16 protein-coding genes are annotated in these 18,158 nt (G+C 38.0%); 8 read left to right on the forward strand and 8 right to left on the reverse strand.

Going from position 1 to position 18,158, the window contains the following annotated elements; all coding sequences use genetic code 11:
- Positions 1–307: 307 nt before the first annotated feature.
- Positions 308–2,710, reverse strand: a complete 2,403-nt coding sequence (locus tag ACHWSC_RS18850) for an outer membrane beta-barrel protein (protein ID WP_394677786.1) — start codon at positions 2,708–2,710, stop codon at positions 308–310.
- 247 nt (positions 2,711–2,957) lie between these two features.
- On the opposite strand from ACHWSC_RS18850, the gene ACHWSC_RS18855 reads away from it, so the two are divergent.
- Complete coding sequence (locus tag ACHWSC_RS18855) at positions 2,958–3,980, forward strand: bestrophin family protein (RefSeq protein ID WP_394677787.1); 1,023 nt, start codon at positions 2,958–2,960, stop codon at positions 3,978–3,980.
- A 6-nt stretch (positions 3,981–3,986) separates the two neighbouring features.
- Here ACHWSC_RS18855 and ACHWSC_RS18860 read toward each other — a convergent pair whose 3' ends face one another.
- Positions 3,987–4,445: an Lrp/AsnC family transcriptional regulator gene (locus tag ACHWSC_RS18860; RefSeq protein ID WP_201668223.1), complete on the reverse strand. Its 459-nt coding sequence runs from the start codon at positions 4,443–4,445 to the stop codon at positions 3,987–3,989.
- Between the two features lie 144 nt (positions 4,446–4,589).
- Between ACHWSC_RS18860 and ACHWSC_RS18865 the strand changes: the two genes are divergently transcribed.
- Both ACHWSC_RS18865 and ACHWSC_RS18870 read left to right on the forward strand, forming a co-directional pair.
- On the forward strand, positions 4,590–5,795 hold the full coding sequence (locus ACHWSC_RS18865) for an aminotransferase class I/II-fold pyridoxal phosphate-dependent enzyme (protein WP_394677788.1): 1,206 nt from the start codon (positions 4,590–4,592) through the stop codon (positions 5,793–5,795).
- Positions 5,796–6,004: 209 nt separating this feature from the next.
- Entirely contained in the window at positions 6,005–7,189 is a 1,185-nt protein-coding gene (locus ACHWSC_RS18870) for a metallophosphoesterase (RefSeq protein ID WP_088161732.1), read from the forward strand.
- A gap of 35 nt (positions 7,190–7,224) precedes the next feature.
- On the opposite strand, the gene ACHWSC_RS18875 is transcribed toward ACHWSC_RS18870, so the two are convergent.
- Positions 7,225–7,629: an NUDIX domain-containing protein gene (locus tag ACHWSC_RS18875; protein WP_112376394.1), complete on the reverse strand. Its 405-nt coding sequence runs from the start codon at positions 7,627–7,629 to the stop codon at positions 7,225–7,227.
- 98 nt (positions 7,630–7,727) lie between these two features.
- Positions 7,728–8,378, reverse strand: a complete 651-nt coding sequence (locus ACHWSC_RS18880) for an ankyrin repeat domain-containing protein (RefSeq protein ID WP_201668225.1) — start codon at positions 8,376–8,378, stop codon at positions 7,728–7,730.
- 413 nt (positions 8,379–8,791) lie between these two features.
- Between ACHWSC_RS18880 and ACHWSC_RS18885 the strand changes: the two genes are divergently transcribed.
- Entirely contained in the window at positions 8,792–10,003 is a 1,212-nt protein-coding gene (locus tag ACHWSC_RS18885) for an amidohydrolase (RefSeq protein WP_394677789.1), read from the forward strand.
- A gap of 225 nt (positions 10,004–10,228) precedes the next feature.
- Complete coding sequence (gene arr / locus ACHWSC_RS18890; protein WP_394677790.1) at positions 10,229–10,972, forward strand: NAD(+)--rifampin ADP-ribosyltransferase; 744 nt, start codon at positions 10,229–10,231, stop codon at positions 10,970–10,972.
- A 32-nt stretch (positions 10,973–11,004) separates the two neighbouring features.
- Here arr and ACHWSC_RS18895 read toward each other — a convergent pair whose 3' ends face one another.
- Together ACHWSC_RS18895 and ACHWSC_RS18900 are read right to left on the reverse strand one after the other, a co-directional pair.
- On the reverse strand, positions 11,005–11,589 hold the full coding sequence (locus tag ACHWSC_RS18895) for a hypothetical protein (protein ID WP_394677791.1): 585 nt from the start codon (positions 11,587–11,589) through the stop codon (positions 11,005–11,007).
- 325 nt (positions 11,590–11,914) lie between these two features.
- Positions 11,915–12,481, reverse strand: coding sequence for a YceI family protein (locus tag ACHWSC_RS18900; RefSeq protein ID WP_075992815.1), 567 nt, complete (start codon positions 12,479–12,481; stop codon positions 11,915–11,917).
- A gap of 199 nt (positions 12,482–12,680) precedes the next feature.
- Here ACHWSC_RS18900 and ACHWSC_RS18905 point away from each other — a divergent pair, with 199 nt between their 5' ends.
- Complete coding sequence (locus ACHWSC_RS18905; protein ID WP_394677792.1) at positions 12,681–13,736, forward strand: NAD(P)-dependent alcohol dehydrogenase; 1,056 nt, start codon at positions 12,681–12,683, stop codon at positions 13,734–13,736.
- A 16-nt stretch (positions 13,737–13,752) separates the two neighbouring features.
- On the opposite strand, the gene ACHWSC_RS18910 is transcribed toward ACHWSC_RS18905, so the two are convergent.
- Entirely contained in the window at positions 13,753–14,220 is a 468-nt protein-coding gene (locus tag ACHWSC_RS18910) for a GNAT family N-acetyltransferase (protein WP_394677793.1), read from the reverse strand.
- 322 nt (positions 14,221–14,542) lie between these two features.
- Between ACHWSC_RS18910 and ACHWSC_RS18915 the strand changes: the two genes are divergently transcribed.
- Both ACHWSC_RS18915 and ACHWSC_RS18920 read left to right on the forward strand, forming a co-directional pair.
- Complete coding sequence (locus ACHWSC_RS18915; protein ID WP_201668230.1) at positions 14,543–15,487, forward strand: aldo/keto reductase; 945 nt, start codon at positions 14,543–14,545, stop codon at positions 15,485–15,487.
- Positions 15,488–15,626: 139 nt separating this feature from the next.
- The gene (locus tag ACHWSC_RS18920; RefSeq protein WP_394677794.1) at positions 15,627–17,342 is read left to right on the forward strand and encodes a hypothetical protein; all 1,716 of its coding nucleotides are present in this window, start codon (positions 15,627–15,629) and stop codon (positions 17,340–17,342) included.
- A 45-nt stretch (positions 17,343–17,387) separates the two neighbouring features.
- Here the strand turns inward: ACHWSC_RS18920 and ACHWSC_RS18925 are convergent, their stop codons facing one another.
- Positions 17,388–18,119, reverse strand: coding sequence for a DUF3667 domain-containing protein (locus ACHWSC_RS18925; protein ID WP_394677795.1), 732 nt, complete (start codon positions 18,117–18,119; stop codon positions 17,388–17,390).
- Positions 18,120–18,158: the final 39 nt, after the last annotated feature.

Consider the following 18,158-nt stretch of genomic DNA (forward strand, 5'->3'; position numbering starts at 1 on the left):
AGTAGAAAAATAGATAAAAGACAACAAGAGAAGACAATAAAACACGCGTTGACAAAAATATTGATTGGTTTGAGGATATTCCAGTTACGTAATAGTAGTTGCTGAAAAGGAGCAGGGTAAACGTAAACCACATTCCAAAATGAAGTAGGATACGTACATTTGTTGTATAAAAAGTATCGAAATCCTGCTTCCTGAAAAATGTATCTGCTTTAGTGATGTATTGATTAAGTCGAGATTGTTTCATAAATCCTTAGATAGTTCAGTTTTGCGGCTCAATGAGCCGCAAAGATAAAAAATAGTGGTACATTTATAATCTTCCTTTCTCCTCCATACTGCTTGATTCCATTCGTTTTGCTTTAAAGGTAGTGCCGGTTTTGAAGTTATATAGTAAAGAAATGGAGCATACACGCGATTGCTCCCTGTGCATTATCCAGATTTTAGTATTGTTAAAATAACTTGTCGCCCGATAATTATTGGTAAAAAAGATGTCGCTAATATTTGCCTTGGCAACCAATTGATCTTTGATTAATTTTTTCTGAATCCCTAGATCAACGGAGCCGATGGCTTTAGTTACAATATTTCCAAGTAACATTTGGGGGGTGTAAAAAGCATTCAGATTTATACTATATCCTTTGCCAAAGGAAATTTCTTGTTCTGTCTGTAATATAAAAGAAGCTTTCTTTAGATTAAAATAGGGGGAAGTTGAACGTGTATGAGTGAATAAAATCGTGTTCGTACTTGACCAGCAGGGTAGCAATGAAATGGGAGCGCTCAGAGTGGCCGTCCATACTCCTTGAGTCCCCACGTTGTCTTTAATAATCGTTAACAGTTCTTCTTCTGCCTGGTTGCGTATAATTTGCGAGATCGCATTTTTGGTATGGGAATAGTTCAAAGCAGTATAATATTTTTCTTTCCATAATCCACTAATTTCGAACGAATTTGTGAACTGCGGTTTCAGAAAGGGATTTCCTGTCTGTACGGAATAATTATCTATATAATATTTATAAGGGTTTAAATCAAAATATGAGGGCCGTTTAATTCTTCTATTGTAGGTAAGTAATATATAATTGCTTCCCTGCGAGTTTAAATTCTTCTTTAAAAAAATACTTGGGAACAAATTGAAATAGTCTTGTGCGAGTTTGTCCCTTTGCTCGCTCAAAAGTTGTCCTTGAATATTGGATTTCTCGCCTCTTAATCCCAATTGATAATCTATTTGGGCCCATTTTCCCGTATAATTTGCATAGGTAGCATAAATTCGTTCTTCGTAATCGAACTGGAAATCAAGGGCAGGCATTGGCATCCAGGCCTGATGAAAGACCTGGTATCGATTGGTATTCATGATATCCGTTGCAGTCGCTTTTATACCAATTGATAAATTGTTTCCAGATTTAGTTATCCAATTGTACTTTGCGTCGCCAGTAAAAATTTTTGCTTCGCTGGGATAATCCAATCTGAACAAAGTATCACTGCGTATGTTACCATTCGCATCGAAATCGACACTATTGCTGATACTATTTCCGTTTCGTTGATTGTGTGTATAATCGATAACAAGGCTGAATTTCGAATGTAAACTGTCTGTTTCCAAAACATAATTTAAACCGAGATTTTGGTAGTTAGATTTTGATTCAGATGGGAAGCTACCTTGCGAGCGGATGTTTTTTGCCGCATCGGGATAGGTAATTGTCGAATGCGCCGTGGATGGTCCAAGGAAACTGCTGTATTGACCGGTGTAGGAAAAGCCTAGAAATTGTTTCCCCGTGAAATCATAGGTCGCACCAAGCCGTATACGGTCGTTTTTGTTGGTCTGAGTGTTTTCCGTTTCTTGCTGATATAATCCCTGATTTGGAAAATCTCGTCGTTGTTTTAGTTCCTCGTATGACTTTGCACGACTATGGGAATAACTTGCCATTAAACCAACTTTACCTATTTGATAATTCAAACCTGCATAAGGAGTGTACGTTACATATTTTCCAAGCCCAATTGCATAGTCATTGCCAATATAACCATTGAGTCCCTGTTTATCTTGCTTTTTTAGCACAATATTGATGATACCACCACTGCCTTCTGCATCGAACTCTGCCGAGGGATGTGCGATAATCTCAATGGATTGGATGTCGTTGGAACGCAAGGTTTGAAGGTAGTTCCTGAGATCATTTCCCGCGAGGTTAATACTTTTGCCATCGACAAGAATACGTGTTCCTACAACTCCATTAATGGAGATTTGACCATTGTTAACGAATACCCCGGGAGCCATTTTAAATAATTCCAAAGCTGATTTTCCAGAAGCATTGGCGGTTTGTGCTACGTTCATAATGATGCGGTCAATTTTTCGCTGTATTGTTGGTTTGCGCTTATTTACTGTTACTTCATCTAACATGAGGTTGGATAGTAGTGATTTTGGGACAATGAACGCTAGCGGGGCTTTAAGGTCGTTAATTTCAATTTTTTGTTGCGTTTTGAGTACATTTTCCACGCGAATCGAAACGAGGTAAGTCCCTTTTTCGGTAAGCGTTAACTGAAAATTTCCATTTTCATCTGTTATTTTTTCAATGAGAGAATCTTTCTTTACGTGTAATGCGCGAAAGGATAATGAAGCATAGGGGATCGACGCGCCATATTGATCCGAGACTTTACCAACAATGGCGGTTTGGGCGAACAGGAAGTTGTTAAGGAGAAAGGTGATAAGACTGAAAGTAATTAATTTGATCATAAATTTTGAATAATTATTCAAAACTAGTTTCGCTGGTGGCTTATTTCAATTTTTTTGGATATAAGGAAACCTTTTAGGGATGGAAGCCGTAAATTTAAGGATAAGCCATATAAAGCGACGAGGTTTATTGTTATAAAAATGAGCGAGATAAAATATCATCGTGTCGAAAACAATTTAGCGTATTGGACAGTTACAATTTAAATTGTACTTTCATAACGTTTTTAATAAAGGAAGATATTTAATTTTTATGATCACAACCAAGTATTTTAACCGTCGACAAATATTTAATTTAGCGGGCGCACATTTAATATGGCTGACGCTTTGGTGCTCTTTGGTGGCGATCATCTATTATTTTTTTAATTGGCAGTGGATGATAATTCCTTGGGTGCCATTGGCTTTGATTGGAACCGCTGAGGCTTTTTATGTCGGGTTTAAGAATAATCAGGCCTATGATAGACTTTGGGAAGCCCGGAAAATCTGGGGTGGGATTGTCAATTCAAGTCGTTCTTTCACGGCAATGTTATATGCCTTTGATACCCAAGATGGTGATCATACCGATTTGGAGGAGCGGAGGAAAAGGATTGCCTATCGCCATATCGCTTGGTTATATACTTTTCGTGAGCAGTTGTTGATCCCGACAGAATGGGAGCATGTCAGTTTGAAAAAACACTTTGGTTCAATGAATGTTAAACGGAACAGGCTGATAAAGGCTGGCTTTCCTGATTACAGTAGAACATCGATTTTTTTGCGCAAATACCTTTCTACAGATGAGTTTAAGTTGCAGAGTACCTATAAAAATTTTGCAACGTATTTGATTTCTAAACAAGCAAAGGAAGTTAATGCATTGAAAAATGATCAAATCATTTCGGATTTTAACCAAACGCAACTGCAGAATTGCCTGAATCAATTTTACGACTATCAAGGTCAGGCAGAAAGAATCAAAAAATTTCCTTCACCGAGACAATTTGCCAGTACAGCATTTGTCTTTAATGTTATTCTCATCATTCTACTCCCATTGGGCCTAGTAAATGAATTTGCGAAATTGGGCGACTGGGGGATATGGACGAGTATTCCTTTTTGTGTGGTAATTGGATGGATTTATATTGTGATGGAATTGGTCGGCGATTATACTGAAAATCCTTTTGGAGGACTCATGTTTGATGTGCCTATGCTTTCGATTTGTCGAACCATAGAAATTGATGTGTTGCAAATGGTGGGAGATGAGGATCTTCCGGAAGCAATAGCATCAAAAAATGGTGTTTTGGTTTAAATTTTTTTACAAATCAATTGCAATCGTATTTTTCACCTCAGCGATCATAAATGAGCTATGGGTGCTTGCGATATGCTGTAAGCTCGTTAATTTCGTTAACATAAAACTCCGATAATCTGCCATATCCTGGACACAAATCTTTAGGATATAGTCGTAGTCGCCACTCACGTGGAAACACTCGGTTACCTCCTGAAGGTTCATGACCTCTTTTTCAAATTGTAAGATATACTCCTTTTTGTGCTGTGTTAATTTTACGTGGCATAATACAAGGAAGTCTTTTGCTATTTTCTTTTTGTCAAGTATGGCGACATAACCTGCGATAATTCCAGTATTTTCGAGTTTACGGACTCTTTCATAGACCGCTGTTACAGATAAGCTCAGTTTGTAGGAGAGTTCTTTGGTCGTTTGTTTGGCATCTTCCTGTAGAAAACGCAATAGCTTACGGTCAATCTCGTCAAATTGCATAGATTTTTTTTTGGTTTTTACTAGCTCGTTTTAAATCAGCTAGATGTTTTTACTAATTATTGCTTGTATAATAGATTTATATTCTAAGATAAGTAAAATTACTTGTAATATAATTTGAAATATCTCAATTTTAAAGATAAAAACATGGAAAATTTTAATGCAGCAAATGAAATTCAAGATTTGCAATACTTTGGTGAGTTTGGAGGTGTGAACCCGTCAATTTCAGATAGCTCTACCTATACTTTTCTTTCCGCTAAAAAAATGTTCGACACATTTGAAGGGAATGCGGAAGGCTGTTATCTCTATTCAAGGCATTCGTCGCCGATGAATTTGTATTTGGCACAAGCCTTAGCAAAAATGGAGGATACCGCTGCGGCCAATGTAACATCTTCGGGGATGGGAGCGATTACAACAGTTCTTTTACAACTATGTAAAAGTGGTGACCATATCATTTCCAGTAGGACAATCTACGGTGGAACTTATGCCTTTCTTAAAAATTTTCTCCCGCCTTTCCAGATTGAGACGACATTTTTGGATATTAATGATGTCGAAGAACTCGAAAAATCGATAAGACCTAATACAAAAGTGTTGTATTGTGAAAGTGTGAGCAACCCTTTATTGCATGTGGCAGATTTAAGAAAACTTTCGGTCATCTGTAAAAAACACAAGCTAAAACTGATTGTCGACAATACGTTTTCTCCATTATCCATCTCACCAACACTTTTGGGAGCGGACATTGTCATTCATAGTTTAACGAAATTTATCAATGGCAGCAGTGACACAGTCGGTGGGGTTTATTGTGGAAGTCAGGAGTTTATTAATGAAACGAAAAATGTGAACACAGGTGCCTGTATGTTATTGGGGCCAACGATGGACAGCTTACGTTCGGCAAGTATATTGAAGAATTTAAGAACACTTCATATACGGATGAAACAACATAGTTATAATGCAATGTATCTTGCCGAACGGTTTGAGAAAGATGGATTAAAGGTATCTTATCCGGGCTTGCAGTCGCATCGAGATCATGAACTAATGAAAAACATGATGCATGAAACCTATGGTTTTGGGGGCTTAATGACAGTTGATGTGGAAACAACCGAAAAAGCCAATGAACTAATGGAACTGATGCAGGCTGAAAATTTAGGGTATTTAGCTGTCAGCCTAGGATTCTATAAGACCCTATTCTCCTGTTCAGGTAGCTCTACGTCATCAGAAATTCCTGAGGAAGATCGTTTGAAGATGGGTATTTCCGATGGATTGATCAGGTTTTCCATTGGTCTAGATCAAGACATTGAGCGTACCTACCAAAAAATGAGAGCATGTATGCAAAAGACTGGAATTTTGGAGTAATAAGCAGTATCTCGGTTGGGTTCATTTATGGGATAATCAGACATCTTGACATGTTTTGGAGGAAACTATGGATAGTTTTCTGATTGATTGGAGTGCAAAAAGTTTCAATTGTCACATAGACATCACTATTTATGATGATAGGGGCTGTAATAGCTCAAAAATCTCTTTTGGCATATCATTAGCAATTTAAAATCAATATTTTAGTTAATATGGCAAAGAGACTTTTACTGATATTATTCTTATTTGTTTTGGGTGATATCTATTTTTTTCAGGCTTTCAGTACGGTTATTCGTGGTTCGATTTGGCAGAACATGTATTGGGGGATTGATATCCTGTTGTTTTTTGGTGTTTTTACGTTAATTTTTTTGCGGAGAGCGGGTTATGATGTCCAGGAGACAGCAACAAGTCTGATTACAGCATTTTTAATTGTTTTCATACCAAAATTGCTTGCTGTTCCCTTTTTATTTGTTGAAGATCTGATGCGTATTTTTCGTTCATTTCCTCCACGTAGTATATTTTTGAGTGAGATTGTATTGTTTTTGGCGGGGGCCATGTTATTGGTTATTTTTTTCGGTTTAACGAAAGGTCGTTATTTTTATAAAGTGAGGGAGGAAGTATTGAGTTTTCCTGATCTACCTACGGCGTTCGACGGTTTTAAAATTACGCAGCTATCGGATATTCATTCTGGTAGTTTATCTGATATCAAAAGGGTACGTAAAGGTATCGAATTAGCCAATGCACAAAACAGTGATCTGGTATTGTTTACGGGCGATCTAGTCAATAATAAAGCTTCCGAAATGGAACCCTGGGTTTCGGACTTCAACCGATTAGAAGCTCCTTCGGGCAAGTTTTCAGTCCTTGGAAATCACGATTATGGGGACTACGTACAATGGGAAAGTGTTGAATCAAAAGCCTTAAATTTGAATAGGCTTAAGGAAATTCATCATGAAATGGGATTTAAATTGCTGCTAAATGAATCGATAGCAATAGAAAAGCAAGGTGAGCGTATTTCGTTAATTGGAGTTGAGAATTGGGGGAAAGGAGGGTTTCATCAATATGGTGATCTTGCTAAAGCAACCCTTGGATTGGACGCGGATACCTTCAAAATTTTGATGTCTCATGATCCTTCACATTGGGATCATGTTACTTTGGACTATGACCAACATGTCCATCTGACGCTGGCAGGACATACGCATGGTATGCAGTTTGGGATAGAACTATTTGGGTTAAAATGGAGTCCAATTCAATATTTTTATAAACAGTGGGCTGGACTCTATCAAAAACAAGGAAAATATCTTTATGTCAACCGCGGTTTTGGTTTTCACGGCCTAAAAGGTCGGATAGGTGTTTGGCCTGAAATTACGGTTATTACATTACGGAAAAGCGTTGTCTGATATTTTGATATGAGAAACAACGCTCATCTGTTCTATCAATCGATAAGATTCATTTCCTTTAATCGGCTAAAGATAATCTGATCTACGGCAGAAGTCCTATGTTTGTCCTTATAGGTTAACCATTCAAATGTCTCGATTTCATTCGCTGGATGCAATACTCCTTCGAAATCAGAAAAGTAGCAGGTCATTCTTACGAGCGTATCTTGATTTCGTCCATCGGCGATTGCTTCAAAGGTGCCCAAAAGGCGCATTGATTCTTCGACGATGTGCACAGAAAGCTCCTCCAGTATTTCTCTTTTTAAACAGGTAATATCGGATTCATTATTCTCTCGTTTACCACCGGGAAAGTAAAATTTTGTTTTAGTCTTGGAACGTGTGCTCAGTATTTTCCTGTCTTTAATGTTAATTAAAGCAACTTTGTCTATTATTTTATGCTGCATATTGCAAAACTAGCCATTGAGAATGAAAAATCAGATAGCATGGTGAAATACTGCTTGAAATTTTATTCAAATTGGAGTATTTAAAGGAAGATGAATCTTTATATTTCTGATGTTAGTATCTTAACAATTTCATTGAAGCCTCTTTGTTTTGCGTGTTGCAAAGGGCTTGTGCCATTGAAATCAGGAATATCCAATTTTGCCCCAGCATCTTTTAGAATCTGAATAATTTCCTGATATTTTTTGCTTCCGTCACCGAGTACAATGGCTTCCATCAAAGCGGTCCATCCTAAACGATTGACATGATCCAAAGGGAAATTTTTGGTATTGGCCAATAATCTTACCGTTTCTACATATCCACGTTCGCATGCCGGGATTAAAGCTGTGCCGTTATATCGATTAAATAAATCGAAGCGAGCGCCGTGATCTAAGAAAAGTTTGACGAGTTCAACTTGCCCACTTGCACCTGCGTATAAAAATGGGCTGTCCATATTGTCGGCCTGAAGGTTGACATCGGCACCATACTCTACCAATAATTTGGCCATTTCAATATTTCCATTGTTTGTCGCGATAAGTAGAATAGAACGTTTATTCGTATCTTCGCTATTTACGTTGGCATTATTCTCGAGCGCTTTTTTCACTCCCTCTAAGTCATTTTTGGTGACCAATTTAATAATTTCTTCCTGGGACGAATTTTCGGTATATGAGTTTTCTGTTAATGCCGATCGGCACGAATTTGTTATGCTCATCATTATCAGGAGTATTAAAGTTGTTTTCATCATTTTATTGTGCTATAATTTTTTCGATAAAGCCGAAGAAGCTTCGATGTTTAATACAAAAATAGTAGCTAAGGCTGTTTTTACAATGTGGTTTTCATTCCATCTGTTGGACAATTTATTACTACAGTGTATTTTAAGTGTTGTTCTCATTGGTCTCATGCTGGCTGAAAGTACATTCGTGGTAGTTTCACCTTATGTATACTGTTGAGCAAAAGTCGGCGCTGTGATAAATTGTTCAAATATCGAGATGTATTCTGCAAAAGATCAGGGAGAATCATTGCGACCTTTGTTCTGGTGATACTGAATAATAAAAGTGGAAAAATAATACCGTTTCTATTGTCCAGTAAATTTTAGAGAACAAGAAAAAGAATATTATCAAAATAAATATGAAAGCTAAAACATATATTTTAAAAAACGTACGGCTTGAGACAGGATTCGAGTTTGATGGAAAGGAAGTTATAAGCACAAATACGGCTTTATTCTGTGTTGAAGTTGAAGAAGGTAAGATCAAAGGAATCAAACCAAATACTGCAAATGCTAATGCGATCGATGCAAAAGGACACTTGATGTTGCCGGCTTTTAAGGATATGCATGCCCATTTGGATAAAATGTTGTTTGGTCTGCCATGGGAAGCTGTATCGCCAACACGGCATACCGTAAAAGATATGATCGCGTATGAGCAGAAGATGATCCCAGAATGGTTAAGCACCTCAGTCGAAAGAACGGGCAAAATGCTGCGTTTTCTGCAGGCATACGGAACTGATTTTATTCGTTCACATTTCAATGTTGATCCAACATCTGGACTAAAATCGTTAACAAATTTGGAAAAGGCACTGGCATCGAAAAAAGACACGGTAGAAGCGGAGCTGGTTGCTTTTCCACAGCATGGCCTTTATTATACAGATACTTTACCTATTTTGAAGGATGTTGCAAAACTGGATGCTGTTAGTTTCATAGGTGGAGTAGATCCGTACTCTTTGGATGGAAGTATCGAAAAAAGTATGGACCAGATTACGCAGTTGGCGCTTGATAACAATAAGGGAATTGACATACACCTCCATGAAATGGGAGAAAGTGGTATGAAGACAATCGAGTTTTTGATCGACCGTACATTGGAAAACCCCCAATTAAAAGGGAAAGCTTTTGTTAGCCATGCTTTCGCACTTAGTCGTCTCACAAATGTAGAAGCCGAAAAAATTGCGGCGCGTCTCGCAGAAGCGGGGGTGGGAATCGTGTCCTCTGTGCCCTTTGGCAATATGATTATGCCTATTCCGACACTTCGGAAATATGGTGTGGAGGTTTTGATTGGAAATGACAATATTCAGGATCACTGGAATACGTTTGGCTCGGGAAACATGCTGCAGAAAGCGAATCTTATTGCTGAGCTTTATGGTTATGGAACAGAATTCGGCTTATCTAGAACACTCGCTTTCGCGACACGCTACAAATTGCCTTTGGACAATAATGGAAATCAACAATGGCCGAAAGTGGGTGATGAGGCAAGCATGGTTTTTGTTGAGGCAAGTTGTTCCGCTGAAGCAGTTTCTCGTATTTCACCGGTGACTTCCTTGATACACAAAGGCAATATTGCATTCTAAAGAGACCGACTATCGGATAATTTAGCTGCTCTCTGGAGGTCAACTGTTCTCAGGATTCCAGCGAGAAATATTGAAAATAAGAGAACAATTTTGTTGAAGAGCTGGTTATTCTTAATAATTGGCTTTTTACATACAGAGCCTTCCTTAAGTCCTGATGTTACTAAGGGTGTTCATTTATAACTACAGCGAGGATAATATTCGGTTGAATAGATAATAATTTATACGATGGAATTTTCACCATTTAACGGGGTTGTCAAACTTTGCCTAAAAGGCATACAATTGGAAGAAAACGGTAAACACGATGAAGCCCTGTCCTTTTTTACAGAGGGTTATCGGGAGGCAAGCGATGACCATGAGAAGTTTATTGCAGCCTATTTTGTATCTCGGCAGCAGAAAACGGTGTCGGATCGTTTAAAATGGCTGCACATAGCCTTAGATCACGCATTGGTAATCAGTGATGATCGGACTACCAGTGCATTGCCCGGAATGTATTTGAAGATTTGTGCCTGTTACACAAGTTTAGGAGAAGAAGCAATGGCAAGTGAATATGCAAGGTTAGCCTCTTCTTTTAAGAACATTCCCTTTGATAAGGGACCTTTTTATCACGGTACAAAAGCAGATGCACAAATCGGCGATTTATTGGTTCCAGGCTTCAATTCCAACTATCAAGCCGACTTCAAAATGAATCATATTTATTTTACAGGTATGATGAATGGGGCCGGACTTGCAGCGGCCCTGGCAAAAGGTGAGCGCAGCGAGCGGGTATTTATTGTTGAACCTACCGGTTATTATGAGCATGACCCTAATCTGACGGACCAGAAGTTTCCCGGAAATCCGACACGTTCCTATAGATCTGAGTTTTCATTAAAAATTATAGGTGAGGTTGCTGAGTGGGCAAAACCAGGTGTTCAGGAACTTGAAAAATTTCGTGATAAACTAGATCAGAATGGTGGCGAGATTATCAATTAAGAAACCAGGAGTGGTTGCTCCGGCAATCGGAATTATGTCTTACTGATAACAATCTTACTGATGACTTCAAAATCTGAAATTCGATAATCGTCGTCAAAAAATAACCCGTTGATATAACGTTGTATAGGATAGAACAGATCGGCCGGTGTATCACCGAAAAATGTTTTGAAATCGTTCGGAATAGAATACAGATAATTGTATTGCCCTTTACCCAAACTGATACCGCCGATCTTTTTGAGATAACCCGTTATCTTATGTTTAGTTTTGTTGGAGAATGCTTCTTTCGTCTCTATAAAATAATCTTCAATGTAAAAATTACGGATATCCTGAAGATTAAGTATGCTGTTTGGAGCAGGTTTGATACGTCTTGAATACGATACATCAACCAAAATACAACTGGCTTTATGCGCTTTCGAGAGATCAATAAAGTAGTCTTCATCGACCATAAGGTGTTTACTGTCTTTATATACACCGAGCAGCATTTCATTGATCTCCCGATCCGAATAATCGGATATATTAGAAGATCTTCCCAACTTTTCAAATGCGAGATCACTTTCACTCCAATTTTTTCTAATTCTATTAAGCTCGTGCTGTTGAAAAGTTTTTATTTTCTCCATATATAATTTGTCTAACCTTACTTTAGCGAGTTTAAAGATAATTTTAAAACTTTACTTTCATCAATCTTATGGCTTGCAAAGTGCAATTTGAATCAAATCTAATTTAATAGAGTCTTTGTTTAATGCTGTCGTACTGCGCTAATGCGCTATTTCTTAGGAAGAATAAGTGTAATAATTGTTGGATTTTCCGTGTCGATATAAGGTGAGATCACAGCTTTAAGTAGCCCGTGTGTCAAATCATTTTGAGTAAATCGCATCGATTCTCGGCGCGATTATGTAGTGAAGGAAGAGCCACCTGTATTAACAAATGGCTCCTACGAAGTTTTTATTTTACAGCCTTAAGCACAATATCTAAGGTGAATTCATCATCGATGGCGCGATTGCCTAAGTCGGAGAAAAAGCTTGCTGAACGATACTGTATATCAAAGTCCAGTCGATTTACCTTAACTCCTATAGCTTCAGCAGAAAGTCCGTCCGCAGTTGTGGTGACTTTTGCTGGAAAGGAGATCGATTTTGTTTTATTCTTAATCGTCAGATTACCCGTTATGATTGGATTACCTTTGCTATTATCAACTTTACTGATGACAAATTTACTGCTGGGGTATGTAGGCACATTGAAGAAATCTTCATTTTTTAGGTGCCCGGTCAATTTAGGAGCATCAGTACAAGCCATGGAATTCATATCTATGGTAAAACCACCGCCGGTAATTTTCCCCTTTTCTGTCTGTACCGTTCCGTCTTGTATATTGATTGTTCCCACATGTCCCCCGACAACTTTTTTCGCATTCCATTTGATCGTCGAATTTTGCGTGTTCACTTTGTAGCTTATCTTTTGGGCGAAGGCCATTGATGTTAAGCAAATAATTGCTAGCGTTAGACTGGTTCTTTTCATTGAAGTGATTTATATGAACTCAAATATACATGGTCTCGTGCGGATACTTCTATGTTTAAACTTGTTTTTTTGTTTGCGTAGTGTCAATATTGTGCTTGCTTTTCTTTATTCGTCATCGATACGCGCTAACTTAGTACAGCGTAAATAGGGGATCGAAGATATCTTCGTATCCAAATTGTGGTCTATAAAAAAAGATAATATGATTAAGTCGAAAGGTTATGCGGCGAAAGACAGTAGTTCTCCACTTGAATACTGGGAGTTTGAAAGGAGAGAGCTTGGTGCAAACGATGTTTTAATAGATATCTTGTACAGCGGGATCTGTCACTCTGATATTCATCAAGTACATGATGAGTGGGGTGGAACACAATACCCAATTGTTCCTGGGCACGAAATTGTTGGTCGGATAAGTGCAGTTGGTCCTGGGGTGACTAAGTTCAAAAAAGGTGACTTGGCGGGTGTCGGTTGTATGGTTGCTTCTTGTGGCGAATGCGATAACTGTAAGTCAGACCAACAACAGTTCTGTTCAGAAAAAAAGACCGTCTGGACGTACAACAGTAAAGATGTGATGCATGATCACAGCTTTACTTTTGGTGGTTATAGCAATAATATTGTTGCGGATGCAGATTTTGTGCTTCATGTGCCGGAATCTTTGGACATTAAAAAGGTGGCACCGCTACTCTGTGCTGGAATCACCACCTATTCGCCATTAAAAAGATGGAATATTAGCAAGGGGCATAAAGTTGGTGTGTTGGGCTTAGGCGGATTGGGACATATGGCTGTTAAAATTGCAGTGGCAATGGGGGCAGAAGTCACAATGATAAGCCATTCACCACGCAAAAAGGACGATGCCGCTCTACTTGGAGCACACAAATTCTTAAATACCCATGAGGCCGATGAAATAAAGGAATTCTCCTCGTATTTTGATTTTATTATTGATACCGTATCGGCACCACATGACTATAATCTCTATCTTGCATTATTGAAAACAAACGGAGTTTATATTTGCGTGGGGATTCCAGCTGCACCCATGGAAATTAATGGACGCTCAATCATGGGGGGAAATAAGATCCTAACGGCTTCCAGCATCGGGGGAATACAGGAAACGCAGGATATGCTCGATTTTTGTGCTGAACATAATATTCTACCCGAAACAGAAATGATTGATATCGATTATGTAAATGAGGCGTATCAAAGAGTATTGGATAGTGATGTGAAATATCGTTTTGTAATCGATATGTCGTCTATTGAAAAGTAATGAAAAAACAGGTCGGTTAAAGAGCCGACCTGTTTTTTAAAATCTTATCCTTGTTTGAGTACTTCATATGATATGAATGCTCATCTTCTCCGATAATTTCGAAACCAAGACTAAAGTAGAGCTTTTGCGCTTTATTGGTTTTTAATACATGTAATGAAATCGACTTCCCTTCGTAAATTGCTTCATCTATAAGATCTTTTAATATCTTTTTTCCTAGCCCTTTCCCTTGGTATCGGGGATCGATCTGTATTTGAATCAACTCGATATGAGCCCGTCCTTTCTCGGTTTTCAAAAGTCCGATAGGGATATGGTTGTATTCAATGATAGCAGCATGTTCAAATTTGTATTTAATTCTTTGTAGATGTGAATCCCTCGTTGTGGGTAAAGCAGCGGCTATTAAATGTTGGGTCATTGTCTTTAATCGTAGATCTAAAAGAAAAGTCAAATCACTTTCCATTGCTCGTCTATATACTATTGGGATCATAGATGATTGGGTTTTATCAATGTAATCTGTTCAATCTATTGAAGGCTTTATCTGACATGCTCAAAGAAGGTCAGATTGATATGGGCCATGAGTACGAAGATAAGATTTTTAACTATGAGCACAATGATCTGATCGAAAGTCGGCTGCAATTTAGTATAATCATAGTAACTGCGTACTAAATTGCAATAGCGTACTTTACTCTTTTTGACATTTAGATGTGAAGAATGCTGGCGTGGCTCAAGATGAATACCGTAACTTTAGCTTTATAGCTGTACTTGCATAGCGATTTTTTATTTAAAGGAACAATAAACAGATAATTTCAATGAAAAAGGTAGAAATACAACACACAGATTTGCAGATAGCTCCAATTAATTTTGGCGGGAATGTTTTTGGCTGGACATTAGATGAGCAAAAATCGTTTGAAATGCTAGATAAATTTGTAGGAGCAGGATTTAATTTTATCGATACGGCAGATACGTATTCTTGGTGGGTGAATGGAACCGGCGGGCAGTCCGAAGAAATTATTGGGAAATGGTTAAAAAGCCGTGGCAACCGTCAAAATATAGTAATCGCAACAAAAGTTGGATCCGAGACTAAGGAGCACGGGTATGATATCTCAAGAAAACATATTTTGAAATCTGCTGATGAATCGTTGCGACGATTGGGAGTAGATCATATTGATTTATACTATACCCACTTTGACGATAACGTAACCCCTGTGGAAGAGACATTGTCGGCTTATGCTGACTTAATAAAAGCAGGTAAGGTACGTTATATTGCCGCTTCTAATCTATCGCCAACGCGGTTAACGGAAAGCTTTGATGTTGCGGAGAAAAATGGTCTTCCTAAATATGTTGCTTTGCAACCGCATTACAATTTGGTAGAGCGTGCTGGTTTTGAAACAGATTATGCGGGATTGGTCGAGAAGTACGGTTTGAGTGTATTTCCATATTGGTCGCTTGCTGCAGGTTTCTTGACCGGTAAATACCGTACTGAAGCTGACTTTGATAAAACGGCTAGGGGTGGTGGGATCAAAAAATATTTTGATGCTAAAGGTAAAGCTGTCCTAAAAGCGCTCGATGTTATCTCCGAGAAACACGGGACAAAACAGGCTACTGTAGCATTAGCATGGTTGTTGGCTAAACCGCTAATTACCGCTCCCATTGTAAGTGCTACAAGTGAGAGTCAATTGGATACGCTATGTGCGGCGCCGACTCTTAAATTAGATACGGAAGATATTGAATTATTAAATGAGGTCAGCAAATGAAATAGTGATAAAGAGTAAAAACAAAATCCCTACATTTCTTAGGGATTTTGTTTTTATTGGGAAGCCGTTCCTAATAGAAGGTAGAAATTGCTTACGCATTTTAACAAGTTTATCGTAAATTGGAGCCTAAATTGATCTTATGAAACAGTTCCTGATATTATTTTATTTCATGCTTTTTGGCAGAAGTTATGCGCAAATACTTACACCTTATGAACGGGGTAATGGCAATCAATCGGCAAGTTTTGAGGAAATGCGGGCATATTATCAGGAATTGGCACGGAAATATACAACAATTCACTATGAAACACGAGGAGAAGACGATAACAATAAACCAATAGATGTTGTTGTATTTAATCCATTTGGAAAGACATTGGAAGTGGCTAGGGAAGAGAAGTGCATTTTATTGGTCAACAATGGTATTCATCCTGGAGAGCCAGACGGTATTGATGCGACTATGATGCTTATGCGCGATTTGGCAACAGGAAAGATAAAGGCACCTCAAAATGTTAGTGTTGTTGCGCTGGCGAGTTATAATGTGAGTGGGATGTTAAATCGTGGGAGCTTTTCCAGAGCTAATCAAAATGGCCCTGAAGAGTATGGTTTTCGTGGAAATGCAAGACACTATGACTTAAATAGGGATTTTATTAAGACAGATACTAAAAACTCGCGGAGCTTTCAGCGGATTTTCCAATGGGTCAAACCAGATGTTTTTATAGATAATCATGTCAGCAATGGGGCCGATTATCAGTACACCTTCACCTATATCTCAACAAACAAAGAACGTTTAGGAAACCTTTTGGGAAATTATTTTAACAGTCACATGCAAAAGAACTTACTCAAGGATCTCCAAAAGAAAGGATTTATGTCTGTTCCCTATGTTAACATCCGCAACGATGTGCCCGATGGTGGTTTTCCAACCTTTATGGATTCGCCAAGATATGCAACAGGCTACACCAGTCTATTTAATGTAATCGGAACGGTTGTGGAAACACATATGTTGAAACCTTATCAAGAACGTGTCAAAGCGACTTATGACTATATGCGTTGTAACTTGGATTTTATCGAACAGAATTATAAGGTGATTAAACAAAAAAGAGCTGAAAACCTAAAGCAATATCAAATAGGGGATAAATATGCCATAGCATGGAAGCTTGATTCATCAAAATATGAATCGCTGGAATTTAAGGGCTTCGAGGCAAAATATAAACCAAGTGACGTTTCTTCGAAAGATAGGTTGTGGTATGATAGAAACGCTAAGTTTTCAAAACAAGTTAAGTTATATAATACATATGTTCCGACAAAAGAAGTGACGATTCCATCGTATTATGTCATTCCGCAGTCTGAATGGAAAGTTATTGAATTGTTGACACTCAATCAAATCAAGATGATTCCGCTTAAACAAGATTCTGTTATTGCAGTGGAACAGTATAGGATTAAGGATTTCAAGACAACTTCAAGTCCATATGAGGGGCATTATTTGCATTTTGATACCAGCCTCCTTAGGGACTCCAACAAGGTAAACTTCAGTGCCGGTGACTTTTTGGTCCCTTTGAATCAGGACGGTGTGAAGTTTCTGCTGGAAACCTTGGAACCTGAAGCAATAGACTCTTATTTTAATTGGAATTTCTTTGATGCGATCTTAGGACAGAAAGAATACTATTCAGCTTATGTTTTTGAAGATACAGCAGCCAAGCTTCTAAAGGAGAATAAAGATTTAAGATCTGCCTTTGAACGTGAAAAGATGAGTAACCCTAAACTTGCTGCAAGTAGTAGTGCGCAGCTGGATTGGATATACAAACATTCACCTTATTATGAAGAGTCACATCTTCTTTATCCCATTTATCGCATCAATTGATGATGGTGGCTTCCTAGATATATGTCTGCATCAGTCACAAAATTGCTATTTTATAAGTATATCCAATGTAATACCAATGAAAAGTATGACGATCAAATAGGAGAAAAAGCCTATTATTGAAGCGGCAAATGCTTTAAAATAGTTGATCTTTTTAGCTTTATCAAAAAACTGTCCTATGGCCCAAGAGTAATATATACAAATTACTAAAGTTGCATATAGGATTAAACTTTGGTGCGTGATACCGTCAATTATTGCAAAAAGTGCATAAATTAACATTGTCATCCCCATAATAAAACATAATAAGATGATGATTTCAAAAAGATTATAACCGTATTTTTTAAAAAATAATTTAGTCCAAAGTGCAATAAAGAACCCCATAATAATGTTAGCATAACCATAATGACCTTGTAGCCATCGAAAGATGTTGGTTGTGATGACGAGTTTGCTTTCAATACCATGGCTGTCGATTGATTGCAAATAGCGCTCTTCAGTATGGAAAAAGTGGGCAATAATAGAATACACTAAAGATGTGACAATAACGAAAATAATAGGTTTGACCAGTCGGCTGCGATTTTCAGAAATGTAGTTTTGCACATTCTTACCTGGAGCTGTCACCAATTCTCGAATGGTATAGAGAATACCGCGTTCAAAGTGAAGCACATGTTCTATTTCGTGGGTGATATAATGAGCGTCTATCCTTTTTAGCGTCGCAGGTTGGCCACAATCGGGACAGAATTTTGACGTAATGCCCGTGCCACAGTTTTTGCATGTTATCATGTTGAAGTGTTTCTTTAAATAATTAAGGTTTGTTAATCT

It is taken from the genome of uncultured Sphingobacterium sp., assembly GCF_964277905.1.
Classification (GTDB): Bacteria; Bacteroidota; Bacteroidia; order Sphingobacteriales; family Sphingobacteriaceae; genus Sphingobacterium; species Sphingobacterium siyangense.